A 26,533-nucleotide genomic window follows, 5' to 3' on the forward strand; every position below is an offset into this window, starting at 1 on the left:
CCTCGGCCCCGCTGCGCGCGCCGGTCGCCAGGGTTTCGTACTGTGCGAGGCATGGACGTGATCCCGACGGAAGCCGCCATGCGGCGCGCGCTGGCGAGGGCCAGGGACGGTAAGGCGCTCGACGTGGCGGAGAGCGCCGTGTTGCTGCACGCGCGAGGTGATGACCTCGATCGGCTGCTGGAGTACGCGGGACGGGTGCGGGACGCGGGGCTCGAGTCCGCGGGACGGCCGGGGGTGGTCACCTACAGCAGGAAGGTGTTCATCCCGTTGACGCGGCTGTGCAGGGACCGGTGCGGGTACTGCACGTTCGCGACGGCACCTGGAAAACTGCCGGCGGCGTTCCTCGGTCCGGACGAGGTGCTGGACATCGCGCGCAAAGGTGCGGCGCTCGGGTGCAAGGAGGCGCTGTTCACGCTGGGGGACCGGCCGGAGGACCGGTGGCACCAGGCCAGGGAGTGGCTGGACGCGCACGGGTACGACGACACGTTGTCGTACGTGCGGGCCATGGCGGTCAGGGTGCTGGAGGAGACGGGACTGTTGCCGCACCTCAACCCGGGGGTGATGAGCTGGGCCGACCTGCAGCGGCTCAAGCCGGTGGCGCCGTCCATGGGGATGATGCTGGAGACGACCTCGCGCCGCCTGTTCGAGGAGAAGGGGGCCGCGCATCACGGGTCGCCGGACAAGGATCCGGCGGTGCGGCTGCGGGTGCTTGAGGACGCGGGACGCTCCAACGTGCCGTTCACCACGGGGATTCTCATCGGGATCGGTGAGACCGTGACCGACCGGGCCGAGTCGATCTTCGCGATCCGGCGGGTGGCGCGTGAGTACGGCGGTGTGCAGGAGGTCATCGTCCAGAACTTCCGCGCCAAGCCGGACACCGCCATGCGCGGCATGCCGGACGCCGACCTGCACGAGCTGGCCGCCACGATCGCGGTGGCGAGGCTCGTTCTCGGCGCCAAGGCGCGCGTGCAGGCCCCGCCGAACCTCATCGGCGACGAGTACGGCCTGATGATCCGGGCCGGCATCGACGACTGGGGTGGCGTGTCGCCGCTGACGCCGGACCACGTCAACCCCGAGCGTCCCTGGCCGCAGATCGACGAGCTGGCCGTGCGCACGGCCGCGGCGGGGTTCACGCTCAAGGAGCGGCTGACGATCTACCCCGAGTACGTGCTGGCCGGCGAGCCGTGGCTGGACCCGCGCCTGTCCGGTCACGTCGCCGCGCTCGCCGACCCGGAGACCGGGCTGGCGCGCGACGTCATCCCGCGGGGACGTCCCTGGCAGGAGCCGGACGGTGGCTTCACGTCCGCCGGCCGCACGGACCTGCACACGGCCGTGGACGGTGAGGGACGGTCGGCGGATCGCCGTGACGACTTCGACCACGTGTACGGCGACTGGGACGCGCTGCGGGACCGCCTGCCGTCCGGGCCGGCCACGCACGTCTCAGGAGACATGCGCGAGGCTCTGCGCCGCGCCGAGTCGGCGCCGGCGTCCCTCACCGACGAGCAGGCGCTCACACTGCTCGGCGCGGACGGCGCGGACCTCGAGGAGCTGTGCCGCGTGGCGGACGGGCTGCGGCGGGACGCCGTGGGGGACGACGTGACGTACGTCGTGAACCGCAACATCAACTTCACCAACGTCTGCTACACCGGCTGCCGGTTCTGCGCGTTCGCGCAGCGCCGCACCGACGCCGACGCCTTCACCCTCTCGCTCGACCAGGTGGCGGACCGTGCCGCCGAGGCGTGGGAGGCGGGGGCCACCGAGGTCTGCATGCAAGGCGGCATCCACCCCGACCTGCCGGGTACGGCGTACTTCGACATCGCCAAAGCGGTCAAGGCCCGCCTTCCCGGCATGCACGTGCACGCCTTCTCCCCGATGGAGGTGCTGAACGGCGCGAGCCGCACCGGCATGTCCGTGCGCGACTGGCTGCAGGCCGCGCGGGAGGCCGGGGTGGACTCGCTGCCGGGTACGGCGGCGGAGATCCTCGACGACGACGTCCGGTGGGTGCTCACCAAGGGGAAGCTGCCGGCGCGCGACTGGATCGAGGTGATCACCACCGCGCACCGCCTCGGCATCCCGACCACCGCCACGATGATGTACGGCCATGTGGACACCCCGGCGCATTGGGTGGCGCACATCCGTACGATCCGGGCCATCCAGGAGGAGACCGGCGGCTTCTCGGAATTCGTGCCGCTGCCGTTCGTGCACCACAGCGCGCCGATCTACCTGGCGGGGGTGGCCCGGCCGGGTCCGACGGCGCGGGAGAACCGCGCGGTGCACGCGCTGGCCCGGATGCTGCTGCACGGCGCCATAGCGAACATCCAGTGCTCGTGGGTGAAGCTGCGCGACGACCTGTGCAGGGACGTGCTGGCCGGTGGTGTGAACGACCTCGGCGGCACGCTGATGGAGGAGACGATCAGCCGCATGGCGGGCTCGGAGAACGGCTCCTACAAGACGATCAGCGAGATCGCCGCCATGGTGGCGCCGACCGGCCGTCCGCTGCGGCAGCGCACCACGGGGTACGGCGTGCCGTCCCCGGAACGCGTCGCGGCGGCGGCGGCCAGCGACGGCGTGTGCGGCAGCGTACGGCGGACGCTGCCGCTGGCGCCGACCTGATGTCGCACACCTGACCTGCCGGAGGACGGGTCAACGGGTGACGATGAAGTCCTCGGCGTCCCGTGCCGGACGGTCGCGTGGTGGCGCGGCCGGGTGGCCGACGGCGACGGCTCCCATCGGGTCCCACGACGCCGGCAGGTCGAGTACCTCGCGTACCACCTCGCGGCAGAACATCGTGGACGACACCCATGCCGAGCCGAGGCCTTCCACGGCCAGGTGGACCAGCAGGTTCTGCACACCCGCGCCGGTCGCCACCACGAACATCTCGCGCTCGGCGGCGTTGCGGCGCGCGTCGGGGTAGGTGTGCGCGCCGTCGGCCACCAGGCACGGCACCACGAGGTACGGCGCGCGGCGCAGCACGTCGCCGCGCCGCACCCGCTTGGCGATGGACTCCTCGGTGAAGCCTGTGGCGCGCAGGTCGGCGATCCACGCGGCGAGCATGGCGTCGAGCAGCTTCTCCCTGGCCGACGGCGTCTCCAGCAGGATGAAGCGCCACGGTGTGGTGTGGTGCGGCGCGGGTGCGGTGACGGCGGCGGCGACGGCGCGCCGTACCGCCGCCGGGTCCACCGGCGCGTCGGTGAACTCGCGCACGGTTCGCCTGGCACGCAGCACGTCCGCGGCGCCGTAGCGGAACATGTCCTCGTCGGCGGGACGGATCAGCAGCCGCACGCCGGGGCCGTCCTCCGGCGTCACCAGGTGGGACAGGCCCCGCACCACGGCGACAGGCACCCCGGCGAGCTTGCCCTTGACCAGTTCGGCCGCCGCCGCGATCTCGTCGACCAGCGCCGTGACGGTGGCCGACAGCGGGTTGCCGTACCCGTCGGACTTTCCACGGAAGTCGTCGAGGGGACGCACCCCGGCCGCGCCGATGGCCATGTCGGTCAGGCCGTTGCGCCACGGCCGGCCGAAGGTGTCCGACAGGATCACGCCGACCCCGGGCCGCAGGCCCGCGCGGAGGCGGCGCGCCGACGCGTCCGGGTCCTCAGGCAGGAGAAGCACCGTGCCGGGTTCGGTGTTGGAGGCGTCCACCCCGGCGGCGGCCATCACGAAGCCGTGGCGGGTCTGTGCGATCACCGTGTCGCCGCGCCGCGCCACGACCCGCGCGGTCTCCTCGGCGACGGCTTCCGCGCGGCTCGCGGCCTGGCGCACCCGGCCCTCGGCCTTGCTGGCGATCTTGGAGGTGACGACCAGGATGTCGCCGGCCGCGAGGTCGGGGACCGCGGCGGCGATCAGTGCGGCGAGGTCGTCGCCGGGCCGTACCTCCGGCAGGCCGGGGACAGGGTGGATGGTGATCACTTGACCAGCTCCAGCGCCGCGCGCGCGATCGCGGCGGTGGCCTCGGGATCGCTCATCAGCAGCGGCCGGGCCACGACCCGTACGCCGTCGAGCGCCACCCCGGCGTCCTGCTCGGCCACCAGCCAGCCGTCGACCAGTCGCGAGCCGTACAGCTCCAGCACCGCCTGCGCGCTGGTCTCCACGCCGATCGCGCTCAGGCAGGCGTCCGCCATGCCGCGCACGGGGGCCCCGCCGATGATGGGGGAGACCCCCGCCACGGGCTTGGCCTCCACAGCTTCCCTGATGCCGGGGATCTGGAGGATCGTCCCGATGCTGACCACCGGGTTGGACGGCGGCAGGATGACGGCGTCCGCCTCGTGCATCGCCTCCAGCACGCCTGGCGCGGGCTTGGCGTCCTCGGCGCCGACCAGCGCGAACCCCTTCGCCGGTACGGACGCGCGCAGCCGCACCCACCACTCCTGGAAGTGGACGGCACGGCGGCCGTGCTCGTCCTCGATGATCACGTGGGTCTCGGTGCGGTCGTCGGTCATCGGGATCAGCCGCACCCCCGGCTGCCAGCGGTCGCACAGCGCCTCGGTGACCGCCGACAGCGGGTAGCCGGCGCCGAGCATCTGGGTGCGCACGATGTGCGTGGCGAAGTCGCGGTCGCCGAGGCCGAACCACTGCGGCTCGACGCCGTACGCGGCCAGCTCCTCCTTGACGATGTGGTGCTCGCCGGCCCGGCCCCAGCCCTGCTCCTCGTCGATGCCGCCGCCGAGGGTGTACATGACGGTGTCGAGGTCCGGGCAGACCCGCAGACCGAACAGGGTGATGTCGTCGCCGGTGTTGCCGATGACGGTGATCTCGGCGCCGGGGGCGGCGGCCTTGAGCCCGCGGAGGAAGCGAGCGCCGCCGATGCCGCCGGCGAGGGTCACGATGCGCATGTTGTCAAGTCTTCCATCGTGCCGGAGCGGCCGGACGGCCGGTCGGGGGCCTCGGATCAGCCCCAGCTCAGAGGCGTGTGGACCGTGCCGATAAGGGTGGAGGGAGCTGTGGGGTTCATGGGTCCGCACGTCCTTAAGTGGGGATATGTGCGAAACTTCGGTGGCGAAGTAACCCATGGGGGGTAGGTAGTCGTGCTCAAAACAGATCCCGGACGGCTCCGTGAGCCCGCGGCGTGGCTGATGCTCGCGCTCGTGTGGGCCGGCGTCCTGATCGCCGTGATGCGCCTGCTGTTCACCGGTACGTCCTTCGGCGACTGGTCCGCGTACGCACTGGACGCGCTCACCTCCCCGGTCCACACGGCGCTCGCGCTCGGCGCGTTCGTCCTCGCCACCCGGTTCGGGCCGCCGGTGCCACGGGCCAGGACCATCCACCTCGTGGTGATCGGCGCACTGGGGGTCTCCGCGCTGCTCGGGGTGATCGGCCTGCTCGGCACCTTCTTCGCCGGGGCCGGGGCCATGAACCTGCTGGCGTGGACGCTCACCGGGGTCCTGTCCCTGCTGCTCACCGTGGTCGCTCTGGTGTACGCCATGTCCGTGCTGCCACCCGCCGCACCTCGGCGGAACCCGGTACCCGGAGGGGGCTTCGCCTCCGGCATGGGCCCCGGTCACGGCCCGCCTCCCTTCCCCGGCCAGGACGGCCCCGCGCAGTCCATGGCCGGCCGGCAGGGGCCGGGTCATCAGGGTGGTCCCGCTCAGCACGGCACGGGCCACCAGCACGGCCCGGGACAGCCCGGGTTCGGTCAGCAGGCGCCGGAGCAGGCCGGTTTCGGCCGCGAGGGGACCGGTCAGTTGCCGGCCCTGCCGAGCGGCGGCCCGCAGACGACCGGCCCGCAGCAGGGGTACGGTGAGCATCCCGGCGTGCCGCAGCAGTTCCCGGGCCCGAGGTTCGCCGGCGACCCGCCACCGTACGTCCCGGCCGACCAGCAGCCGTACGTCCCGGTGGAGCCGCAGCCGTACGTCCCGGCCGACCAGCAGCCGTACGTCCCGGTGGAGCCGCAGCCGTACGTCCCGGCCGACCAGCAGCCGTACGTGTCCGCCGACCCGCAGCCTTTCCCGCAGCCCGAGCAGCCCTTCACGGCCCAGCAGCCGCCGCGCCAGGACCACCCGGCCGCGCACCACCCGCACGGCGAGCCCGCCGAGAGCCCCGCGCCGTACCCGCCGCAGCCCTACGCCGCCGGCGGCGGCTGGCCGGACGCCTTCACCACCGGCGCGCGCCAGGCCCTGCCGCAGCCCGGCCCCGGCGAGCCCGGTCACACCGGCCCGCAGACACCTCCGCAGGACACGCCGTACGGCCAGACCGGACCCCAGGTCACGCCGCTGGACCCGGCCTACGGTCAGCCCGCGCAGCAGTCCGCCGACCCCGGCTACGGCCAGACCGGCCCGCAGGTCACGCCACTGGACCCGTCCTACGGCCAGACCGGCCCCCAGGTGAGCCCGGCGGGCTACGGTCAGACCGGGCCGCAGCCGTCGCCGCTGGACCCCGGGTACGGCCAGACGGGTCCCCAGGTGAGCCCGCTGGACCAGCCGGGGTACGCGAGTCACCCCACCGGTGAGCAGGCGCGGCCCGCCGAGGCGTCCCCGTTGTACGGCGACGCGGCGGACGCGCGCATGCAGCAGATCGCGCAGGCGTACCAGCAGGCGCAGCACTACCAGAACCAGGGCCAGAGCCAGGCCGGCCGGCCCGAGCAGAACGCCGGCGAGGCCACCGGCACGCAGCCGGTGCGGGCTCCCGGCTACGGCTACGGCGGCCCCTTCGGCCACCCGCAGACGCCGCCGGACCCGCAGGGCCGGCAGGCCGGGGCCGGCGCGGCGTACGGGACGGGGTACGGCGCCGAGCAGCAGCCGTACCCGCCGGGGGACCGGTCATGGGAGGAGACGACGACCGAGCGGACCATGCGGTACGAGCAGAAGGCGTTCCAGGACGACCCGCTGAACGCGCCGCTGCCGTCCTCTCCGCCGTCGACGCCGCAGCAGCGCCGGGGTGACGCGCTCGACCCGACGGCGATCTACGCGCCTGACCGGGCCCCTCAGGCAAGGCCGGAGGAAAGCGACGGTAGAGATCAGGCACAATCTGCCGACGATCAGGGGGCTCCCTGGTACGGTTCCGACCGCTGAGGGCATTGACGATCGGGGGATCTTGGAGTCCTCCGGCGGCCGGAAACCGCCGACACAGTGGCGGGCCCCACTCGGCCGGGGTCCGCGTACCGGGAGGAGCTCGTCTCGTCCCGGGAAACACACTGCCGCTTGACGCCACATGCGGCACACGCGTGTAATTACAGCTGTGTTGTTACGCCTTTCACAACGTGGGTATTGAGGAAGGTGTTCCAAAAGGGGGGCTCCGTTGCGGGGCGGGCGGGCGATCGGCAGGAGGTGTGCAGTGACCGACCTGGTCATGGCACAGATGCTCGGCGCGGAAGAGCTGGGGTGGCAAGAGCGCGCACTGTGCGCGCAGACCGACCCGGAGGCGTTTTTTCCAGAGAAGGGTGGGTCCACGAGGGAGGCGAAGAAGGTCTGCCGCTCCTGCGAAGTCCGGGCCGAATGCCTGGAGTACGCCTTGCAGCATGACGAAAGGTTCGGGATCTGGGGGGGACTGTCGGAACGCGAACGCCGGCGCATCAAGCGCGAGGCCGGGTGACGACGGGCACGTCCGGGGGGCCGTGACCGTGCGATCGGCGAAGGCCGGCGGGTGCCGCGCACGCCACCGGTGCGCACCGGATTGGCGGAGTGCCTGACCACGTGTGCCAGGGGTGTCGTAGGGTGATCGGCGCAAGCCTTACGACCCGAGGACACCAATCTCCGTGCAACCGTCCCGCATGTCCGTCACCGCGATCGTCGTCGCACACGACGGCGCGCGCTGGCTGAGAGAGACACTCGACGGCGTCCTCAGGCAGACACGGCCCCTCGACCGTCTCGTCGGGGTCGACAACGGCAGCCGTGACGGCGGCGGCAGGCTCCTCACCGAGGCGTTCGGCCAGAACGGCGTGCTGAGCCTGCCCCGCTCCACCGGTTTCGGCGAGGCGGTGGCCGCCGTGCTCGAACGGCTGCCGAAGGCCGGCGAGAACGAGTGGATCTGGCTGCTCCACGACGACTGCGCTCCCGACCGGGAGGCGCTGGCCTGCCTGCTCGCCGTCGCCGCCGCCGACCCCAAGGCCGCCGTGCTCGGCCCGAAGATCCGCGACTGGCTCGACCGCCGCATCCTGCTGGAGGCCGGCGTCACCGTCGACCGGTCGGGCCGCCGCGACACCGGCCTCGAACCCAGGGAGTACGACCAGGGCCAGCACGACGGCGTGCGCCAGGTGCTCGCCGTGTCCACCGCCGGCATGCTGGTCCGGCGGGACGTGTGGGAGAGCCTCGGCGGCCTCGACCCCGACCTTCCGCTGTTCCGCGACGACCTCGACCTGTGCTGGCGGGCCACGTCCGCCGGTCACCGCGTGCTCAACGTCACCGACGCGGTGGTGTGGCACGCCGAGGCGGCGGCCAGGCGCAGGCGGCGGCTGACCGCGAGCACCGACCACCCGCGCAGGCTCGACCGGCGCAACGCCATGTTCGTCATCATGGCGAACCTGCCGTTCCGTTCCCTGCTGTGGTCGGTGCCGCGCAACATCGTCGCCACGCTGGTGCGCGGCCTGCTCCTGCTGCTCGCCAAACAGCCGGCGAACGCGCTGGACGAGGTCGTCGCGCTGGTCTCCGTGCTCGGCCGTCCCCTGCGCCTGATGCGCGCACGCAAGGCGCGGCGTCAGGGCAGGAAACAGGGGTATCCCGAGGTCAAGAAGCTGTTCACGCCGCAGGGCATGGCCTACCGGCGCCTGGCCGACATGATCCAGGGGTACATCTCCGGCTCGGGGCCGATCGACTCGGCGGGCCGCCACCACGCGGTGATCTCCGAGTCGGCCGCCGAGGAAGGCGACGAGCTGCTCACCGACGCCGGGGTGATGCAGCGGGTCTTCAGCAACCCCGGCGTGCTGCTGGCGCTGGCGCTGACGGCGGTCGCGCTGGCCGCGGAGCGCTCACTGGTGCTCGGCGGGCTGCTCGGCGGCGGCGCGCTCGTGCCTGTGGTCGGCGGCGCGTCCGATCTGTGGCAGTTCTACACCTCCGGCTACCACGCGGTGGGATTCGGGTCCGGCGCCTGGGCCCCGCCGTACGTCGCGGTGCTCGCCGCGCTGTCCACGTTGTTCCTCGGCAAGACCTGGCTCGCCGTCTCGGTGCTGCTGCTCGGGTGCGTGCCGCTGGCCGGGGTGTCGGCGTACGTCGCGACCCGCTCCATGATCGCCTCACCGGGGCCGCGGGTGTGGCTCGCCGCCTCGTACGCGCTGCTGCCGGTCGCGACCGGCGTCGTCGCGGCCGGACGGCTCGGCACGGCCGTGGTGTTCGTGCTGCTTCCCGTGTACGCCGCGCTCGCCTCCACCGTCATCACCGGGGAGCGCCGCAGGGCACGGCGGGCCGCGTGGGCCCTCGGGCTGCTGCTCGCGGTCGGCACGGCCTTCGCGCCGCTGGTGTACGTGCTGGTCGCCGTGCTCGCCGGCCTCGCGGCGGTGTCGTTCGGCGGGGTGCGGCGCGGCGTCGGGGTGTCGCTCGGCATCGCCATGGCGGTGCCGGTCGTGCTGCTGCTGCCGTGGCTGGTGCAGACGGTGGCCGACCCCGCGCGTGTGCTGCTCGAAGCGGGGCTGCACCGGCCGTCGCTGGTGGACCCCCGGCTGCCGGCCGAGTCGCTGCTGCTGCTCAACCCCGGCGGCCCCGGCGTGCCTCCCATCTGGGCCACCGCCGGGCTGGTCGCCACCGCGCTGGCCGCGCTGCTGCTGCGCCGCCACCAGCTCGTGGTCGTCGTCGGGTGGGGTGTCACGGTGTTCGGCGTGCTCGTCGCCATCGTGGTGTCCCGGGTGCCGGTGGACGGCGCGCCTGCCTGGCCGGGGGTGCCGCTGGCGTTCGCCGCCACCGGGCTCATCGTGGCGGCGGCGCTCACCGGCCACCGGGTCGTCGAGCTGCTGCGCGCCGGCGGCCTGCGGCGCGTCGCGGCCGTCGTGGTGGTGCTCGCGGCGTTCGCCGGACCGGTGGCCGTGGCGGGGCTGTGGGTGCGCGACGGCGTGACCGGCCCGCTGCGGCGCGGCGTGCCGTCGGTGGTGTCCGACTACGCCGCGGCCAACTCCACCGCGGGTGAGAGCACAGTGGTGCTGCGCCGCGCACCCGGCGGCGAGCTGGCCTTCACGCTGCTGCGCGGCCGTTCGCCGCTCCTCGGCGAGACCGACCTGCCGGTGCCTGACGCGCTGCGCGCACGTCTCGGCGCCGTGATCGCCGGTGTGGTGTCCGGACGCGGCGGCGACGACGCCGTCACGCTCGCGACGTTCGGCGTGCGGTTCGTCGCGGCCCCCGCGCCGGTCGACCCGGCGCTGCGGCAGGCACTCGACTCCGACCCGGCGCTCGCCAGGGTCAACCTCTCGGCGAACGGCGGCCTGTGGCGCATGACCGCGCCGCTCGGCCGCGCCTACCTGCTGACCCCGGACGGCGGTCGCGCCGCCGTGCCGCCGGCCCCTGCGGGGGACGGCTGGGTCGTCACCGTGCCGCCTGGCGCCGGCCCACGCACCCTGGTGCTCGCCGAGCCCTCCGGCGGTTTCACCGCGCGCGCCGGCGGCGGCGTTCTCGCCGCCACCACCGTGGACGGCTGGGCCCAGGGCTTCGCCGCACCGGCCGCCGGGGGCCGCGTCACGGTCGAGCACGACACGTTCCAGCACGACGCCTGGCTGTGGATCCAGCTCGTCCTCGTCATCGTGGTCCTGGTGCTTGCCGCACCGGGCTCACGCGGCACCGAGCCCGTCCCCGACTACGCCGACGAGCCGGTGGAACGCGAGCCCCAGGGAGTGCTGGTCCGGTGATGGCAGAACGCAAGGGCCGCCGCAGACGCGAGGACGGCGCCAAGCCCGAGCTCCCCGGCCGCCGGGGCCCCGAGGACGGCGCCGAGCCCCGGTCCGCCGGCCGCCGCAGGCGCGGCGCCGGCCCCGAGCCCCTCGGCCGCGGCGGGGACGGCACACGGGCCGGGTCCACCGGCCCCGGCGACACGGAGGCCGACGGCCGCGCGAAGCAGGCCCGTGGTGGCGGTGGCGCGTCCGTGGTGGTGCGCGGGCTCGTGCAGAACCGGTTCGGGTTCCTCGCGCTGGTGGTGACGGCGCTCGCGGCGCTGTACGGGGTCGCGTACGTCACGCGGCCCGCGCCGGTGAAGCCCGTCGTCGCGGCGCCGGCCAGGGTCGCCGTGGAGTCGGTGTCGGCGTTGTGTCCCGACCCGGCGGGGGGCCGGGTCACCACCGTCACCCCGCCGGGAGGCAAGGGGACGGGACGGGCCACCGTCGCCGAGGTCAAGGACAAGGCGTCGCCGCTGGCCGAGCTGGACCGGCCAGGCGCGCCGTGGCACAAGGACCTCCCGGCCGGCTCGGGCCCCGTCGAGGTCGCGGCCACCGGCGCGATGGCGCTCGGCCTGGAGGCCGTGCAGACCACCAAGGCGACCCGCGGCGCCGCACGCGGCCTGTCCTCGGTCCGGTGCGCCGAGCCCGGTTCGAGCGCGTGGTTCGTCGGCCCCGGCCCGGCCGCCGCCGACGTCACCCTGTACCTCACCAACGCCGACTCCTCCCAGGCCGTCATCGAGATCATGGTGTACGCCGGGGAGGGCCCCGTGGTCGGCGAGTCAGGTAACGCGCTGGTCCTGCCACCCGGCGAGCACCGCGAGATCAAGGTCAGCGACCTGGCGCCGTCTCCCCTGGTCATGGCCGTGGAGGTACGCACCACCACCGGCCGGGTCGCCGCCTCCGCGCGGGCCGTCCTCGGTGAGAAGAAGGGCTCGGACTGGCTGCCTCCCGCCGCGGCCCCCGCGACGCAGGTGGTCGTCCCCGGCCTGCCGGGTGGCGGCGGCCGGCGCGAGCTGTTCGTGACGGCCCCCGGCGAGGCCGACACGGTGGTGCAGGTGAAGGCCCTGACCGCCGACGGTTTCTACGCGATGAAGAACCGCGAGTCCGTCGAGGTCCCCGCGGGTTCCACCGTCTCGGTCGACCTGTCCACCGGCATCGGCGGCCAGCCGTCGGCGATCGTCCTGACCGCGCAGGCACCCGTCGTCGCCGGCGTGATGATCACCGGGACCGGTTCCACGCAGGACATCGCCTTCGGCGCCGGCGCGGCCCCGCTGGACCTCGGCAGCGTGCTCGCCGACAACCGCACCGCCAAGGGCACCTCCACCCGCCTGATCCTGTCGGCCCCGCAGGGGACGGCCCGCGTACGCCTGCAGTCCCTGCCGGGCCGCGGCGCGCCACCGGCGCCGGTCGACGTCGAGATCCCCGCGTCCCGCACCAAGGAGATCAAGCTGTCGCCTCCGTCAGGCAAGGCCGGCGACTACAGCCTCGTGGTGGTTCCCCTGCCGGGCTCGGCCCCCGTCTACGGTGGCCAGGTCATGGACGAGCGCACCGAGGACGGCCTGCTGCTGACGACGACCCCGCTCGCGAGGTCGCGCACCTGGACCCTGACCCGGCCGACCGTGGAGTCCCCCGCGACCGTCCTGCCGTAGCCCCGGTCAGTGGCGTTCGTCGTAGCCGGGGTCGACGGTCTCAGGGGACAGGCCGAGGAGGGTGGCGACCTGCTCCACCACCACGTCGTGGACGAGCGTGCCGAGGGTCTCGCGGTCGCGCGCACGGGCCTCCAGGGGCCGCCGGTAGACGACGACCACGGCCGGGGCCCCGGTGCTCGGCGGCTGGACCCGGCCGAACGGGATGGGGTCGGACGACAGGCGGCCCGGCCCGTCGAGGAGATCCTCCACCGGGGGGACGTCCTCGACGGCGAACTCCACCGCCGACAACTGCTCGCCCCAGTTCGGCCGGAGGCGGTCGACCGCGTCCAGCACGAGATCGTCGAACCGCTCGCCACGGGACCGCGCGATGGGGACGTGGGGAGGGGCGAGCGGGCCGCGCATGCCGCGGCCGTGGCGGTCGCGGCGCCGCGGGCCGTTGGGGCGGGGCTTGCCGCCAGGGGCCGAACTCACACAGCAAGCCTAGATCGTGCCTCGCATCCGCAGGACCCACTCCGGCAGGTACCCGGTTGATCCGCCTTCGCGGCGCTACGCGCGTGTGTCAACGCCGGTCCGGACAGGCCGGTGAGGCCGGGGTTTCGAGGTGGGACGTCAAGGGAGTTCTGGCTGGTCACCTAGGGGTCGTAAACGGGAGGCAAGTGCCCGAATTGTGGCGACACGCTCGTTAAGAGGTGCGGGGTGGTGGCAATGTCAACGCGGACCGGATACGGTCCCTCCGTGAGCCCCGTCCGCAGCTGTTCCCGTACCGCCTGCAGGCAGCCTGCCGTCTTCACACTCACGTACGTCTACGCCGACTCGACCGCGGTGCTCGGCCCGCTTGCGACGTACGTCGAACCGCACTGCTATGACCTGTGTGCGGACCACGCTGAGCGGCTGACGGCGCCACGCGGTTGGGAGGTCGTGCGGCTGCCGTCGGAGGCGGGGCAGCCGAGCACCGACGACCTTGAGGCGCTGGCCAACGCCGTGCGCGAGGCCGCGCGTCCCGCACCGTCCTCGGGTGAGCCGGTGGGGCAGGGTGTGGAGGTCGGACGACGCGGTCACCTGAGGGTGCTGCGGTCCGCGGGCCAGCAGCAGCAGAACGTCGAGCGGTGACGTCGTCCGCGTCGAGAGTGGGCAAGTCCCGGCAGAGGTGATCCGGGCATGGGAGAACCCCCGGGGGAAACCAGTAGGCTCGGTGTCGAAACGGAGCCGACCTAGAGGCGGAGCGGTAGTGGGCGACCTCGCCAAGATCTTCAAGGCGTACGACATCCGTGGCGTCGTCCCGGCGGAGCTCGACGAGGAGACCGCGCAGGCCATAGGCGCGGCCTTCGCCGAGGTGCTCGGCGCGTCGGCCGTGGTCATCGCCAGAGACATGCGTGACTCCTCCGCGCCGCTCGCCGCGGCCTTCGCGCGCGGGGTCACCGCCACCGGCGCGGACGTCGTCGACGCGGGCCTCGGCTCCACCGATCTTCTCTACTACGCCAGCGGCAGCCTCGAGCTCCCCGGCGTGATGTTCACGGCCAGCCACAACCCGGCTCGGTACAACGGGCTGAAGATGTGCCGGGCCGGCGCGGTCGCGATGAGTTCGGAGACCGGCCTCGCCGCCGTGCGCGACCGCGCCGCCGAGATCCTGCGCGACGGCCTCGCGCCGCGGGCCGCGGACGGCCCTGCGACCGGTACTGCGACCGGCACCGTCACCCCGTCCGACCTGCTGGCCGGGTACGCCGCTCACCTGCGCGGACTGGTCGACCTGTCCGGGCTGCGGCCGCTGCGTGTCGTTGTGGACGCCGGCAACGGCATGGCGGGCCACACCGTTCCCGCGGTCTTCGGCGGCCTGCCGGTCGAGGTCATCCCGCTGTACTTCGAGCTCGACGGCTCGTTCCCCAACCACGAGGCCAATCCGCTGGAGCCGCAGAACCTGCTCGACCTGCGGGCCGCGGTCGTGGACAAGAGCGCCGATCTCGGGCTCGCGTTCGACGGTGACGCCGACCGGTGCTGGGTGGTGGACGAGCGCGGCGAGTCGGTGCCGCCGTCCGCCGTGACGGCACTGGTGGCCACGCGGGAGCTGGCCAGGCACCCCGGTGCGCCGGTCATCCACAACCTGATCACCTCACGGGCCGTTCCCGAGATCATCGCCGAGCACGGCGGCGTGCCGGTGCGCACCCGGGTCGGCCACTCCTACATCAAGGCCGAGATGGCCCGCACCGGCGCGGTCTTCGGCGGAGAGCACTCCGCGCACTACTACTTCCGCGACTTCTGGTTCGCCGACTCCGGCATGCTGGCCGCGCTGCACGTGCTGGCCGCGCTCGGTGAGCAGGACGGCCCGCTGTCGCGCCTGATGGACGGTTTCTCCCGCTATCACGCCTCCGGCGAGATCAACAGCCGGGTCGCCGACCATGCCGCCGTGGTCGCCAGGATCCGCGCCGAGTACCAGGAGCGTGACGGGGTGAGCGTGGACGACCTGGACGGCATCACGGTGTCGGGGCCGGACTGGTGGTTCAATCTTCGTCCGTCCAACACCGAGTCGCTGCTCCGGCTGAACGCCGAGGCGGCCGACGACCATCAGATGGCGGCGATCCGGGACGCGGTACTCGCCGCCGTGAGGAGCTGACCATGAAGATCGACGACTGGCTGCTCGACATCCTGGCCTGCCCGGCCTGCAAGTCGCCGCTGAACCCCGTGCCGGAGACCGACGAGCTGGCCTGCACCTCGCAGACGTGCGGCCTGGTCTACCCCATCAGGGACGACATCCCGGTCCTGCTGGTCGACGAGGCCCGCCGCGCGTGATCTCCTTCGAGGCCGAGCGGCTGGACAACCCGGGCTACCTCATCGAGGGCGACCCGTCCGGCATGCTTCACGCCGTGGCGACCTCAGGCGCGCAGGTACGCGCGTCGCACCGCGCCGCGATGGAGGCCGGGGTGGTCGCGCGCATGAAGGGTGAGGGCCGGCCGCGGGCCGTCGTGGTGGCCGGCATGGGTGGTTCCGCCATCGTGGGTGACCTGCTCGCCGCGGTGTGCGGCCCCGGCGCGCCGATCCCGATCGTGACGGTCAGGTCCGACCGCCTGCCGGGGTGGGTGGGGGCCGCCGACATGCTGATCGCGGTGTCGGCGTCCGGCCAGACCGAGGAGACCCTGGCCCTGGCTCTCGAAGGTGTGCGGCGGGGCTGCCGCCTGGTGACGGTGGGCCGGCCGGAGTCGCCGCTCGCGTCCGTCGCCGAGCAGGCGTCCGCGCCGCACCTGGCGGTGGTGCCGGTCGCCGGCGCGGTGGGCCGGCCGCGGGCCAACCTGTGGGGGCTCGCCATGCCGCTGCTGGTGGCGGCGTCGGCGCTCGGGCTCGTCGACGTGGGGTCACCGGTGGTGGAGGCCACGGCGCGGCGCCTTGAGGACATCGCGCACCGGTGCAGGCCGTCCAGTGAGTCGTTCATCAACCCCGGCAAGACGCTGGCGATGGAGCTCGCCGGGTCGATCCCGATGGTGTGGGGGGCCTCTCCGCTGGCGGCGGTGGGTGCGTACCGGCTGGCCTCTCAGGTGCTGACCAACGCGAAATATCCGGCTATCTGGGGACAGCTTCCTGAAGCCGCGCACGACCTGGTGTCCGCCTTCGACGGCGCGTTCGCTCATCGGGACGTCTTCAGCGAGGAGTCCGCGCCGACGCTGCGCCTGTTCGCGCTGCGTGACACCGAGGAGGACCCGCGGGCCGCCAAGCGGCGCACGCTCGCGGTGCGGCTGGCGGAGGACCGCGGCGTGCCGGTCAGCGAGATCTCGGCCGAGGGGGAGCATCCGCTGGAGCGGCTGGCGTCCTTGATCGGCCTCGCCGACTACGGCAGCGCCTACCTGGCCATCGGTTTCGGTCTCGACCCCACCCCGGTTGAGGCGATCGCCGAGCTGAAGGCAAGGATTAGGCAATAAGATTCCTGCGACCCCGCTGACCGGCGGGAACGGCATCCGGATGAATATCCCGCTACCTGACGGGCACGGACGGATGCGCATAAGTACGGACCAGTAAGGGGCAGCCAGCGTGAGCGCGGGTGGCGGTACCAAAGCGATCCTCGCGGCGTTGGCCGCGAACCTTGCGATCGCCGTGGCCAAGTTCGTGGCCTTCCTGTTCACCGGCTCGTCCTCGATGCTGGCGGAGTCCGTCCACTCGGTGGCCGACTCGGGCAACCAGGCGTTGCTGCTGGTCGGCAACCGGCGGTCGCGCCGGCGTTCCAACCGCGAGCACCCCTTCGGGTACGGCAGGGAGCGCTACTTCTACGCCTTCGTGGTGGCGGTCGTGCTGTTCACGATCGGCGCGGTGTTCTCGCTGTACGAAGGCATCGAGAAGATCAGCCATCCCCACGCGGTCGAGTCGCCGGCCTGGGCCTTCGGCGTGCTGATCTTCGCGATCGTCGCCGAGGGCTTCTCGTTCCGGACCGCGATCCTGGAGGCATTGCACCTGAAGGGCAAGGAGTCCTGGGTCACGTTCATCCGGCGCGCCAAGGCCCCTGAGCTTCCCGTGGTGCTGCTCGAAGACCTCGGCGCGCTGCTCGGCCTGGTCTTCGCGCTGTTCGGCGTCACCATGGCCGTGGTCACCGGCAACGGCATGTGGGACGGCGTCGGCACGCTCATGATCGGCGTGCTGCTGGCCGTCATCGCGATCGTCCTGGCCCTGGAGACCAAGTCGCTGCTCATCGGCGAAGGCGCGACCCCCGACGTCGAGCGGAAGATCTGCGCCGCGCTGGAGGCGGCACCCGAGGTCGACCGGGTCATCCACATACGCACCCTGCACCTCGGCCCCGAGGAGCTCCTGGTCGCCGCCAAGATCGCCGTCCAGCACGACGACACGGCGGCCGAGGTCGCGCGCGGCATCGACGAGGCCGAGCGCCGCATCCGCGACGCCGTGCCGATCGCCAGGGTCATCTACCTGGAGCCCGACCTGTACAGCGAGGAGCGCGCGCGGGCCGCCAAGGCCGCCGAGGCCGCCGAGCCGGCCGCCTCAGGCGAGACCGCCACCTGACTCCACCACCTGACCACGACGGCTGACCCACCACCTGACGACGCCGGGCCGGTGCGCGGTCACCGGCCGCGCAGCAGCCGCAGGGCCTTCTCCTTCTCGAAGTCCAGCGCGCGGCGCGGCGCGTGGATGCGGCCGATGCGCAGGCCGAGGTCGCGCACGGCCTGCGCCACGGCGGGCTCGCTGAGCACGCGCAGGCCGAAGGCCAGCTCGGCGGGGGAGACGTCGAACCGGCGTTCCAGCTCCATGGCCTGGCCGACGGCCGCCAGCTCGTCGGGGCCGAACCTGCGGTGCGCGCCTCTGTCCCTCGTCGGCGGCAGCAGGCCGAGAGCCTCCCGGTAGCGGAGCATGCGGGGGGACAGTCCAAGGTGCTTGGCGGCCTCTGTGATGCGCATGGGACTAATTCTTACATTCTTGTGTTAGATTCGCGGCTCCGAGCGTGCGTCCAGCGGGGAGGGGCTCGTAAACTCGCTGAAGACGCACTTGATCGGGTTGAGGGGAAGACAGATGGACTTCAAGGTCGCAGACCTTGCACTGGCCGACTTCGGCCGCAAGGAGATCCAGCTCGCCGAGCACGAGATGCCGGGCCTGATGGCCATCCGCCGTGAGTACGCGAGCGCGCGTCCACTGAGCGGGGCCAGGATCATGGGCTCGCTCCACATGACCATCCAGACCGCGGTGCTCATCGAGACGCTGGTCGAGCTCGGCGCCGACGTGCGCTGGGTCAGCTGCAACATCTTCTCCACCCAGGACCACGCCGCCGCCGCCGTGGTGGTCGGTCCGGAGGGGACTGTGGAGGAGCCCAAGGGTGTGCCGGTGTTCGCCTGGAAGGGCGAGACGCTGGAGGAGTACTGGTGGTGCACCGACCAGGCCCTCGCGTGGCCCGACGGCGCCGGCCCCAACATGATCCTCGACGACGGTGGCGACGCCACCCTGCTCGTCCACAAGGGTGCCGAGTACGAGAAGGCCGGCGCCGTGCCGTCCGCCGCCGAGGAGGACCCCGAGGAGTGGAAGATCATCCTTGATCTGCTCCACCGCACCGTGACCTCCGAGAACCGCTGGACCAAGGTCGCCGAAGGCATCAAGGGTGTCACCGAGGAGACCACCACCGGCGTGCACCGCCTGTACGAGATGTTCAAGAACGGCACCCTGCTGTTCCCGGCCATCAACGTCAACGACTCGGTCACCAAGTCGAAGTTCGACAACAAGTACGGCTGCCGCCACAGCGTCATCGATGGCCTCAACCGCGCCACCGACGTGCTCATCGGCGGCAAGGTCGCCGTCGTCTGCGGCTACGGCGACGTCGGCAAGGGCTGCGCCGACGCGCTGCGCGGCCAGGGGGCCCGGGTCATCGTCACCGAGATCGACCCCATCTGCGCGCTGCAGGCCGCCATGGACGGCTACCAGGTCACCACGCTGGACGAGGTCGTCGGCATCGCGGACATCTTCGTGACCGCCACCGGCAACTACGACATCATCACGGCCGACCACATGGGCCGCATGAAGCACCAGGCGATCGTGTCCAACATCGGCCACTTCGACAACGAGATCGACATGGCGGGCCTGGCCAAGATCCCCGGCGTCGTGAAGACCGAGGTCAAGCCCCAGGTGCACACCTGGACCTTCCCCGACGGCCACTCCATCATCGTGCTGGCCGAGGGCCGCCTGATGAACCTCGGCTGCGCCACCGGCCACCCGAGCTTCGTGATGTCCAACTCGTTCACCAACCAGGTGATCGCGCAGATCGAGCTGTTCACCAAGACCGACGACTACCCGATCGGCGTCTACACCCTGCCGAAGCACCTCGACGAGAAGGTCGCGCGCCTCCACCTCGACGCGCTCGGCGTGAAGCTCACCGAGCTCACCAAGGCGCAGGCCGAGTACATCGGCGTGGACGTCGAGGGCCCGTACAAGCCGGACCACTACCGCTACTGATCGGCGGTACTGATCCCGGCTTCCTGATCGGCCCGGCCGCACGGCCGGTACGAAGGTCCCCGTGCCCCTCGCACGGGGACCTTCGTCCAATGGGGGACAACGTGAACAACCCGGACGCGTCACTGGCGGAGGCCGGCGAGCGGAGGATCGAGTGGGCCCTGCGGTCCATGCCGGTCCTGCGCGCACTCGGCGCGCGCTTCGCCGAGACCCGGCCGCTCGACGGCCTGCGGATCGCCGCCTGCCTGCACGTCACCGCCGAGACCGCCGTCGCGGTCGGCGTGCTGCGCGTCGGCGGCGCCGAGCTCGCGCTCGCCGCGTCCAACCCCCTGTCCACGCAGAACGACGTCGCCGCCGCGCTGCGTTCGTACGGCATGGAGGTGCACGCGCGCGCCGGGGTGGACCGCGACACCTACTATCGTCACATCCACCAGGCGCTGGACATCGCCCCCGACATCGTGCTCGACGACGGCTGCGACCTCGTCAACACCCTGCACACCGAACGCACCGAACTGCTCAAAGGCGTCACCGGCGGCTGCGAGGAGACCACCACCGGCGTCATCCGGCTCAGGCAGATGGCCGCGGAACACGCCTTGCGCTTCCCCGTGGTCGCCGTCAACGACACCCGTACCAAGCGCATGTTCGACAACCGCTACGGCACCGGCCAGTCCACCCTCGACGGCGTCATCCGTGCCACCAACACCCTGCTCGCCGGCCGCACCGTCGTCATCGCCGGCTTCGGCTACTGCGGCCGCGGCGTCGCCGAACGCGCACGCGGCCACGGCGCTCGTGTCGTCGTCACCGAGATCGACCCCGTGAAGGCCCTCGACGCCAGCCTCCAGGGCTACGAGGTCCGCACCATGGCGGAAGCCGCTCCACTCGGAGACCTGTTCATCACCGTGACCGGCAACCGCGACGTCATCCGCGCCGAACACTTCATCGAGATGAAGGACGGCGCCATCCTCGCCAACGCCGGCCACTTCGACATAGAGATCGACGTTCGGGCCCTCGAATCCCTCGCCGAGGAAGTCCACCTAGGCGTCCGTCCCTACACTGACGAATACCTCCTCCCCGACTCCCGCCGCCTCCTCCTCCTGGCCGAAGGCCGCCTGGTCAACCTCACCGCCGCCGAAGGCCACCCCGCCGCCGTGATGGACATGTCCTTCTCCGCGCAGGCCCTCGCCGTGGCCTGGCTGGCCGAAGAACGTGTCCGCCTCTCCCCAGGCGTCTACGACGTCCCCGGCGAGATCGACGCCGAAGTGGCCCGCCTCAAACTGGCCGCCACCGGCGTCTCCATCGACACCCTCACCCCCGTCCAGGCGGACTACCTCCGCTCCTGGCGCTTCGGCTCCTGACCCCGGCACCGGCCGTCCGGACGGGGCCATGCCGATCCACTCACCACCGGTCGGCGTACCTCTCCGTCCCTGGTCCGAGCCGAGTCCTCATGGCTCGAACGCGGTACGGTTCCTGGCCGCTGTTCATTGTCACGATTCACTGACAAACGCAGATCAAACCAGCATCACTTGCCGGTCGCGCCTCCCCAACACTTGGATAACCCCTCTCGACTTCCCACCCTCCGGAGTGGGTTCCTGTCCTTCATGACATCCCTGACTCCACCCCTTACATGCCGCTCCTCCAGGTGACAAACCTGACGGTCACCGTCCCCTCCACTCAGGAACCGGTCTTATCCGGCCGGAGGGCCGGCCGTGCTCCCCGGAGCGACATCACGCCAGGCGAGAGGGGAGATTCTCCCGCCGGCCGAGGCACCCCCGGCCGGCGTGATCATTTCGACGACGGCGCTTCCACCGGGGACGGTGGTGCTTCGGCCAGGGGTCACGCTCAGGGTCGCGGTGGTGATTCCGGCCGTGGAGGACTGTCCGGGGACCGCGCTTCCGCCGGGGACGGTGGTGCTTCAGCCAGGGGTCACGCTCAGGGTCGCGGTGGTGATTCCGGCCGTGGAGGAGTGTCCGGGGACCACGCTTCCGCCGGGGACGGTGGTGCGCAAGGAGACGGTCGCGCTTGGGGGGGTTGGACCTCCCTCCTGACCTGGCTACCCCCTTACGGGCAAGACAGGTCCGTGGAGCCGGGGGTCCAGGTGGTACGTGGGGTGTCGTTCCGGGTCGAGGCGGGGGGTTCGCTGGCTTTGGTGGGGGAGAAGGGGAGTGGGGGGAGGGAGTGTGTGCGTGCGCTGGTGGGGGTGCCGAGAACGGCTCAGGTGTCGGGGGATGTGGTGTTCGACGGGACGGAGCCGGCGGGACGGACACGGGACGCGGCGATCGGGGTGGTTTCACCCGTGGCCACGAGCCGGCTGCATCCGTTGCGCCGGATCGGCGGTCAGCTCGCGGCACTGATCAGATCCGTCGACCACGGGGCCGGCCGGAAGGCGGCCCGTCGGCGAGCTGTGGAACTCCTCGCCGAGGTGGAGGTCGACGACCCGGCACGGTGCGCGAAGCAGTACCCGCACCGGCTCTCCCCGGAGACCCGGCAGCGCATCATGATCGCGATGGCCTTCGCTCCCCGTCCCGAGCTGCTGATCGCCGAGGAACCCGCAGAGGGTCTTCCCGTCTCGGCCGGTGCCGCCATCATCGACCTGATCCACCGCTTACGACAGGAATCCGGCACAGCCCTCCTGCTCGCCACCAGCAGCCTCGCGATCGCCACCGGCCTGACCGACGAGATCATCATGATGTACGCCGGTTTCCCCGTGGAACGCGCCGCCCCCGCCACCATCCGCCACAACCCCCACCACCCGTACACCAAAGCCCTCCTCGAATCCTCCCTGGGTCATCCCCCGCCGACCTCCAGCGTCCCCTCGGGTTGCCCCTTCCACCTCCGCTGCCCCTACACCATGCCGGTCTGCGCAGCGGAACGTCCCCCCTTGTCCCGAGTCACCGGCGACGGCGACCACGCCTCCGCCTGCTGGCTCCCCCACGAAGCCACGGGCCTGGGTGAAGCCGCCGAGGCTCTCCGCCTCCGCTTCTCCCGTCCCGACCCGGCCTGACCGGCCGGCTGCCGGACGGTGGTGTGCGGAATTAGGGTGGGGGGGTGGCTGATGTCGTGACCGGGGAAGCGGTTGTTCTTGAGGTGCGGGTGGCGCAGTTGCCTTCGCGGGCCTTGGCGTTGCTTGTCGACGGGGTTCTGCAGGGAGTGGCGATCTATGCGGTGGGGTGGGTCTGGGGGCAGTTGGGGTTCGTGGCGGAGCAGGCGGTGGTGGTGGCGGTCGCGATTCTGCTGGCTGCGTTGATCTTGGTGGGGTATCCAGTGGTCTCTGAGACGTTGTCTCGGGGGCGGACGGTGGGGAAGCTCGTGTTCGGGCTTCGGGTGGTCAGTGACGACGGAGGGCCGGAGCGGTTCAGGCAGGCGTTGTTCCGGGGGCTTGCCGGGTTGGTGGAGTTCTGGTTCCTGCTGGGAGCGCCGGCGTTGATCGTCTCGTTGGTGTCCGCGCAGGGAAAGCGGCTGGGGGATGTGTTCGCGGGGACGATCGTGATCTCGGAGCGGAGGCCTCGGCAGGCGCCGCCGCCTGAGATGCCGCCGTGGATGGCTTCCTGGGCCCGGACGCTGGAGTTGTCGCGGTTGCCTGAGGGGCTCGCGTCGGCGGCGCGGCAGTATCTGTCGCGGTGGCATCAGCTCGCGCCGGCGGTACGGCATGAGATGGGGGTGCGGATCGCGACCGAGTTCGCGTCGTACGTGTCGCCGCCGCCTCCGCCGAACGAGCCGCCGTACGTCTATCTCGCCGCCGTCCTCGCCGAGCGTCGCCAGCGCACCGAGGCCCGGCTCGCGCGCCGGATGGCCCACGGTCCCTTCACCTCACACGGTGCGCTGTCTCCGCACGGTGCGCCGTCTCCGTATGGTGCGCTGTCTCCGCACGGTGCGCTGTCTCCGTATGGCGCGCTGTCTCCGCACGGTGCGCCGTCTCCGTATGGCGCGCCGTCTTCGTACGGCCGGTTCCCGGCGTCTGCCTCCGGAAGAGGGCCGGGGTCGATGGGGCCGCCGCCTCCTGTGGGGTCGCCTGTTCCTCTGCCTCCACCAGGGAGGATGCCGGGCTCGGTGGCAGGCTCCGGGGGGTTTGTGGCGCCGGTCTGAATTTTTCGCCGGCTGTGTGCATACGTCAGGCGTTCGGGGGCAGTCAGGGTCGCAGCGGGCCATTGGGGCATTGGTCCGCGACGTGGGAATGGGTATGGCCGACGCGCGAGGGAGAGGTCGCGCCGGTCATACCCCCCACTTTTTCTCTTTCCAGGGAAAGCCGGTGGCTGCCGGAGGTGCGTTCCTCGGCGGCAGGCGGTGTGCGACGGGTTGTTCGGGGTGTGAGGGAAAGTCGGGTGGGGGTGGCCCCAGTAGGCTCTGAGGGGTGGACATCGACGCGTTCGTGAACGCGCACAAGCCCGAGTGGGATCGGCTGGAGAGCCTCGTCAAGCGGCGGCGTTCGCTGAGCGGCGCCGAGGTGGACGAGATGGTGGAGCTGTACCAGCGTGCGGCGACGCATCTGTCCATCGTGCGTTCGGGGTCGGACGTGCTGCTGGTGGGACGGTTGTCGGCGCTGGTCGCGCGGGCCCGTTCGGCGGTGACGGGAGCGCACAGTCCGGCTTGGCGGGAGTTCGGAAGGTTCTTCACGGTCTCGTTTCCTGTGGTGGCGTACCGGGCCCGCTGGTGGTGGGTCGGGACGTCGGCGGTGTTCCTCGCGGTGTCGCTGCTCGTCGGCATCTGGATCGCGCGCAACCCCGAGGTGCAGAACGCCGTCGCGAGCCCGGAGACCATCAAGCAGCTCGTGGAGCACGACTTCGCGGACTACTACTCCGAGCATCCGGCCGCCGCGTTCGCCGGCCAGGTGTGGATCAACAACGCGTGGGTGTCCATGCAGGTCATCGCGATGTCGGTGGTGCTCGGGCTGCCGATCCCGTGGGTGCTGTGGCAGAACGCGCTGAACGTCGGCGTGTCCGGTGGCCTGATGGCGTCGCGGGACCGTCTCGACATCTTCTTCGGCCTGATCACCCCGCACGGGCTGCTGGAGCTGACCGCCGTGTTCCTCGCCGCAGCCGTCGGCATGCGTCTCGGCTGGACGGCGATCGACCCGGGGCCGCGCCGACGCGGCGAGGCGCTGGCCGAGCAGGGCAGGGCCGTGGTGAGTGTCGCGCTCGGGCTGGTGGTCGTGCTGCTGGTGTCCGGCCTGATCGAGGCCATGGTCACCCCGTCGCCGCTGCCGACGTGGGCCCGGATCGGCATCGGCGTGGTGGCGGAGGCCGCGTTCCTCGGATACGTCGTGTACTTCGGCCGCCGCGCGCTGAAGGCCGGCGAGTCCGGCGACCTGGAGCGTGCCCCGGACGTCGTGCCGACCAGTTAGCGCGCGTGGGGGAACGGACCGAAGGCCGGCCGCGACGCGGGTGCGCCGGCTTCGCGGGTCAGAGCGCCTTGAGGAACTTGGCGGCGATGGGTGCGGCGGTGCCGCCGCCTGAGCCGCCGCCGTCGACCAGGACGGCGAAGGCCAGGCCGTCGCGGTAGCCGATGAACCACGCGTGGGCCGGTGCGCCGGCGACCTCGGCGGTGCCGGTCTTCCCTGCCGTGCCGGACGGCAGCCCGGCACGCGCGGCCGTTCCTTCGGTGACGACGGCGGTCATCATGGACCGCAGCGACGCCGCCACCCCGTCGTCCATCGGGACCGAAGGCCCGTGGTCGGCGCCGGGGGTCACCACGGCCTGCCGCCACACGCCGCTCGCCACGGCGGCGGCCACCTCGGCCATGCACAGCGGGCTGGCCTGCACCGAGTTCTGGCCGATGGCGTCGGCGCCGAGTTCGTCGGGGGTGGCGGCCGGCTGGATGCGGCACGAGCTGAGGCCGGGTTTCTCCCGGAATCCGAACCGGTCGGCCGCCTCGGCACGCAGCCGGTCGTCACGCAGCCGCTCGTACGCCTGCCTGGCGAACGTCGTGTTGCACGACAGCGCGAACGCCGTGGAGAGGCTGACGGTGCCGTGGTCGGTGCCGTCGGAGTCGGTGAACGCGCGGCCGTTCGGGATGGTGTACGACGCGGGGCAGGGGACGGGGGACTGCGGTGTCAGCCCGGACCGCAGCAACGCGGCGGCGGTGACCACCTTGAACGTCGAACCCGGCGGGTACAGGCCGTTGAACGCGCCTTTGGCGCCGAGGGTGTCGGCGACGGCGCGTATCTCACGGCTCGCGACGTCCACCGCCACGACGGCGGCGGGCCGGCCCACGCCGTCCAGCGCGCGAGCGGCGGCGGACTGCACACGCCGCGCGACGGTGGTACGGGTGCCGTCGCCTTCCGGTTCGGGGGTGGACAGCAGCACGTTGCCGGACGGCACCTCCTCGAGGGACAGTTGGGTCCATGCGCCGCCGAGGACGAAGTAGTCGCCGGCTCGGCTGTCGGCGGGGAACGGCTCGCCTTCGCGGGTCAGGGTCGCGGGCCTGGTCATCTTGTTCTCGACCAGGCGCAGGCCGCCGCCGTCCCGCAGCGCGGGGTGCAGGGTCTCCGGGCCCCACAGCACCTTCCACACGCCGTTCCTGAGCCCGAGTCGCAGCACCGATTCGAACGGCCACCGGCCGAGCCCGGTGATCTCGCGCACCCCCTGGAAGGACGTCTCGGCGGCGTCGTCGGCGACTCTGCGGGTCTCTCCCGGGTTCAACGACAGCGACGCGACCCGCAGGTCGGCGGTGAACCTGCGGTGCCGGTCGGCGAAGTCGGCCGGAGGGTTGTCGACGAGTGACGCCATGACGGCGAAGTCACCGGCCTGCCAGGCGGCGAAGTACTGGGCCGCCACCGGCTCGGGTGCGTCCGCGGGTGGCGCGGTGGGGACGGATTCCGAAGGAGGCGGGGTGCCGGGAGGCATGCTGGTGAACGGGTCCGCCGGCATGGTGCCGGAGGGGACGGGCTCCAAGGTCAGTTCGCGCCTCGGCTCGCTCCGGGTGCCTTCGCCGGGGCCGGCGGGTTCCACAGCGGCCCGGGTGGCCGGATCCGGTGCGACGAGCAGCACCACCGCGCCGATGACGACCAGTACGGCGACGATGGCCACCATCAGCAACGGCCAACGTTCACGCAACGGCATTGCTCCGCCTGCCCCCTGGCGCGACTGGTGCGGAACTGGATCGTAAAGCCTGCCAGGCATCGCGACCAGGTTTTGTGGTAAAGCCCCACCCGAAGCGTGATATATCGTGCGGCCCGTGACCGCCG

The 26,533-nt window shown here is 72.1% G+C and carries 20 protein-coding genes; 15 read left to right on the forward strand and 5 right to left on the reverse strand.

What is annotated here, in order from left to right:
* Positions 1 to 78 precede the first annotated feature (78 nt).
* Positions 79 to 2,613, forward strand: coding sequence for a bifunctional FO biosynthesis protein CofGH (locus tag BJ992_RS07355; protein WP_246497059.1), 2,535 nt, complete (start codon positions 79 to 81; stop codon positions 2,611 to 2,613).
* A 30-nt stretch (positions 2,614 to 2,643) separates the two neighbouring features.
* Here BJ992_RS07355 and BJ992_RS07360 read toward each other — a convergent pair whose 3' ends face one another.
* Positions 2,644 to 3,909: a coenzyme F420-0:L-glutamate ligase gene (locus tag BJ992_RS07360; protein WP_184979167.1), complete on the reverse strand. Its 1,266-nt coding sequence runs from the start codon at positions 3,907 to 3,909 to the stop codon at positions 2,644 to 2,646.
* Positions 3,906 to 4,832, reverse strand: a complete 927-nt coding sequence (cofD, locus tag BJ992_RS07365) for a 2-phospho-L-lactate transferase (protein ID WP_184979168.1) — start codon at positions 4,830 to 4,832, stop codon at positions 3,906 to 3,908. Before cofD ends, BJ992_RS07360 begins: the two co-directional genes overlap by 4 nt.
* 192 nt (positions 4,833 to 5,024) lie before the next feature.
* On the opposite strand from cofD, the gene BJ992_RS07370 reads away from it, so the two are divergent.
* From BJ992_RS07370 to BJ992_RS07385, 4 genes are all read left to right on the forward strand, one after another.
* On the forward strand, positions 5,025 to 7,007 hold the full coding sequence (locus BJ992_RS07370) for a hypothetical protein (protein ID WP_184979169.1): 1,983 nt from the start codon (positions 5,025 to 5,027) through the stop codon (positions 7,005 to 7,007).
* Between the two features lie 277 nt (positions 7,008 to 7,284).
* A complete protein-coding gene (locus BJ992_RS07375; protein WP_184889896.1) occupies positions 7,285 to 7,527 on the forward strand; it encodes a WhiB family transcriptional regulator in 243 nt (80 codons plus the stop codon).
* A gap of 178 nt (positions 7,528 to 7,705) precedes the next feature.
* Positions 7,706 to 10,759: a glycosyltransferase family 2 protein gene (locus BJ992_RS07380; protein WP_184979170.1), complete on the forward strand. Its 3,054-nt coding sequence runs from the start codon at positions 7,706 to 7,708 to the stop codon at positions 10,757 to 10,759.
* Positions 10,759 to 12,432: a DUF5719 family protein gene (locus tag BJ992_RS07385; RefSeq protein WP_221474719.1), complete on the forward strand. Its 1,674-nt coding sequence runs from the start codon at positions 10,759 to 10,761 to the stop codon at positions 12,430 to 12,432. The genes BJ992_RS07380 and BJ992_RS07385 overlap by 1 nt, the downstream gene beginning before the upstream one ends.
* Positions 12,433 to 12,438: 6 nt before the next feature.
* Here BJ992_RS07385 and BJ992_RS07390 read toward each other — a convergent pair whose 3' ends face one another.
* Entirely contained in the window at positions 12,439 to 12,903 is a 465-nt protein-coding gene (locus BJ992_RS07390; RefSeq protein ID WP_343072535.1) for a metallopeptidase family protein, read from the reverse strand.
* A gap of 264 nt (positions 12,904 to 13,167) precedes the next feature.
* Here BJ992_RS07390 and BJ992_RS07395 point away from each other — a divergent pair, with 264 nt between their 5' ends.
* The 5 genes from BJ992_RS07395 (at position 13,168) to BJ992_RS07415 (ending at position 17,424) form a co-directional block, all read left to right on the forward strand.
* Positions 13,168 to 13,542 (forward strand): DUF3499 family protein, encoded by a 375-nt coding sequence (locus tag BJ992_RS07395; protein WP_184979171.1) that lies wholly within the window; start codon positions 13,168 to 13,170, stop codon positions 13,540 to 13,542.
* Positions 13,543 to 13,660: 118 nt separating this feature from the next.
* Positions 13,661 to 15,040: a phosphomannomutase/phosphoglucomutase gene (locus tag BJ992_RS07400; RefSeq protein ID WP_184979172.1), complete on the forward strand. Its 1,380-nt coding sequence runs from the start codon at positions 13,661 to 13,663 to the stop codon at positions 15,038 to 15,040.
* Positions 15,037 to 15,216: a Trm112 family protein gene (locus BJ992_RS07405; protein WP_246497061.1), complete on the forward strand. Its 180-nt coding sequence runs from the start codon at positions 15,037 to 15,039 to the stop codon at positions 15,214 to 15,216. The genes BJ992_RS07400 and BJ992_RS07405 overlap by 4 nt, the downstream gene beginning before the upstream one ends.
* A complete protein-coding gene (locus BJ992_RS07410) occupies positions 15,213 to 16,337 on the forward strand; it encodes an SIS domain-containing protein (protein WP_343072536.1) in 1,125 nt (374 codons plus the stop codon). The genes BJ992_RS07405 and BJ992_RS07410 overlap by 4 nt, the downstream gene beginning before the upstream one ends.
* A 109-nt stretch (positions 16,338 to 16,446) precedes the next feature.
* Positions 16,447 to 17,424 carry a cation diffusion facilitator family transporter gene (locus BJ992_RS07415; RefSeq protein WP_184979174.1) on the forward strand — a complete coding sequence of 326 codons (978 nt, stop codon included), beginning with the start codon at positions 16,447 to 16,449 and terminating at the stop codon, positions 17,422 to 17,424.
* Positions 17,425 to 17,483: 59 nt separating this feature from the next.
* On the opposite strand, the gene BJ992_RS07420 is transcribed toward BJ992_RS07415, so the two are convergent.
* Entirely contained in the window at positions 17,484 to 17,816 is a 333-nt protein-coding gene (locus BJ992_RS07420) for a MerR family transcriptional regulator (RefSeq protein WP_184979175.1), read from the reverse strand.
* Between the two features lie 112 nt (positions 17,817 to 17,928).
* On the opposite strand from BJ992_RS07420, the gene ahcY reads away from it, so the two are divergent.
* The 5 genes from ahcY to BJ992_RS07445 all read left to right on the forward strand — a co-directional run bounded on the left by ahcY (position 17,929) and on the right by BJ992_RS07445 (position 24,691).
* Complete coding sequence (ahcY, locus tag BJ992_RS07425; protein ID WP_184979176.1) at positions 17,929 to 19,356, forward strand: adenosylhomocysteinase; 1,428 nt, start codon at positions 17,929 to 17,931, stop codon at positions 19,354 to 19,356.
* 89 nt (positions 19,357 to 19,445) lie between these two features.
* Positions 19,446 to 20,708, forward strand: coding sequence for an adenosylhomocysteinase (locus BJ992_RS07430; RefSeq protein ID WP_184979177.1), 1,263 nt, complete (start codon positions 19,446 to 19,448; stop codon positions 20,706 to 20,708).
* Between the two features lie 269 nt (positions 20,709 to 20,977).
* Positions 20,978 to 22,354 (forward strand): oligopeptide/dipeptide ABC transporter ATP-binding protein, encoded by a 1,377-nt coding sequence (locus BJ992_RS32645; protein ID WP_246496553.1) that lies wholly within the window; start codon positions 20,978 to 20,980, stop codon positions 22,352 to 22,354.
* Between the two features lie 44 nt (positions 22,355 to 22,398).
* A complete protein-coding gene (locus tag BJ992_RS33675; protein WP_184979179.1) occupies positions 22,399 to 23,436 on the forward strand; it encodes an RDD family protein in 1,038 nt (345 codons plus the stop codon).
* Between the two features lie 265 nt (positions 23,437 to 23,701).
* Positions 23,702 to 24,691 (forward strand): stage II sporulation protein M, encoded by a 990-nt coding sequence (locus tag BJ992_RS07445; RefSeq protein ID WP_184979180.1) that lies wholly within the window; start codon positions 23,702 to 23,704, stop codon positions 24,689 to 24,691.
* 58 nt (positions 24,692 to 24,749) lie between these two features.
* Here the strand turns inward: BJ992_RS07445 and BJ992_RS07450 are convergent, their stop codons facing one another.
* A complete protein-coding gene (locus BJ992_RS07450; RefSeq protein WP_184979181.1) occupies positions 24,750 to 26,402 on the reverse strand; it encodes a penicillin-binding transpeptidase domain-containing protein in 1,653 nt (550 codons plus the stop codon).
* Positions 26,403 to 26,533: the final 131 nt, after the last annotated feature.

This window comes from Sphaerisporangium rubeum (assembly GCF_014207705.1).
Taxonomy (GTDB): Bacteria; Actinomycetota; Actinomycetes; order Streptosporangiales; family Streptosporangiaceae; genus Sphaerisporangium; species Sphaerisporangium rubeum.

What these genes read in the sequence shown, in the direction of transcription:
- BJ992_RS07355 (WP_246497059.1), top strand. Translation starts at nt 79, where the DNA reads ATGCGGCGCGCGCTGGCGAGGGCCAGGGACGGTAAGGCGCTCGACGTG.
- cofD (WP_184979168.1), bottom strand. Translation starts at nt 4,832, where the DNA reads ATGCGCATCGTGACCCTCGCCGGCGGCATCGGCGGCGCTCGCTTCCTC.
- BJ992_RS07375 (WP_184889896.1), top strand. Translation starts at nt 7,285, where the DNA reads ATGGCACAGATGCTCGGCGCGGAAGAGCTGGGGTGGCAAGAGCGCGCA.
- BJ992_RS07380 (WP_184979170.1), top strand. Translation starts at nt 7,706, where the DNA reads ATGTCCGTCACCGCGATCGTCGTCGCACACGACGGCGCGCGCTGGCTG.
- BJ992_RS07385 (WP_221474719.1), top strand. Translation starts at nt 10,759, where the DNA reads ATGGCAGAACGCAAGGGCCGCCGCAGACGCGAGGACGGCGCCAAGCCC.
- BJ992_RS07420 (WP_184979175.1), bottom strand. Translation starts at nt 17,816, where the DNA reads ATGCGCATCACAGAGGCCGCCAAGCACCTTGGACTGTCCCCCCGCATG.
- ahcY (WP_184979176.1), top strand. Translation starts at nt 17,929, where the DNA reads ATGGACTTCAAGGTCGCAGACCTTGCACTGGCCGACTTCGGCCGCAAG.
- BJ992_RS07430 (WP_184979177.1), top strand. Translation starts at nt 19,446, where the DNA reads ATGGGGGACAACGTGAACAACCCGGACGCGTCACTGGCGGAGGCCGGC.
- BJ992_RS32645 (WP_246496553.1), top strand. Translation starts at nt 20,978, where the DNA reads ATGCCGCTCCTCCAGGTGACAAACCTGACGGTCACCGTCCCCTCCACT.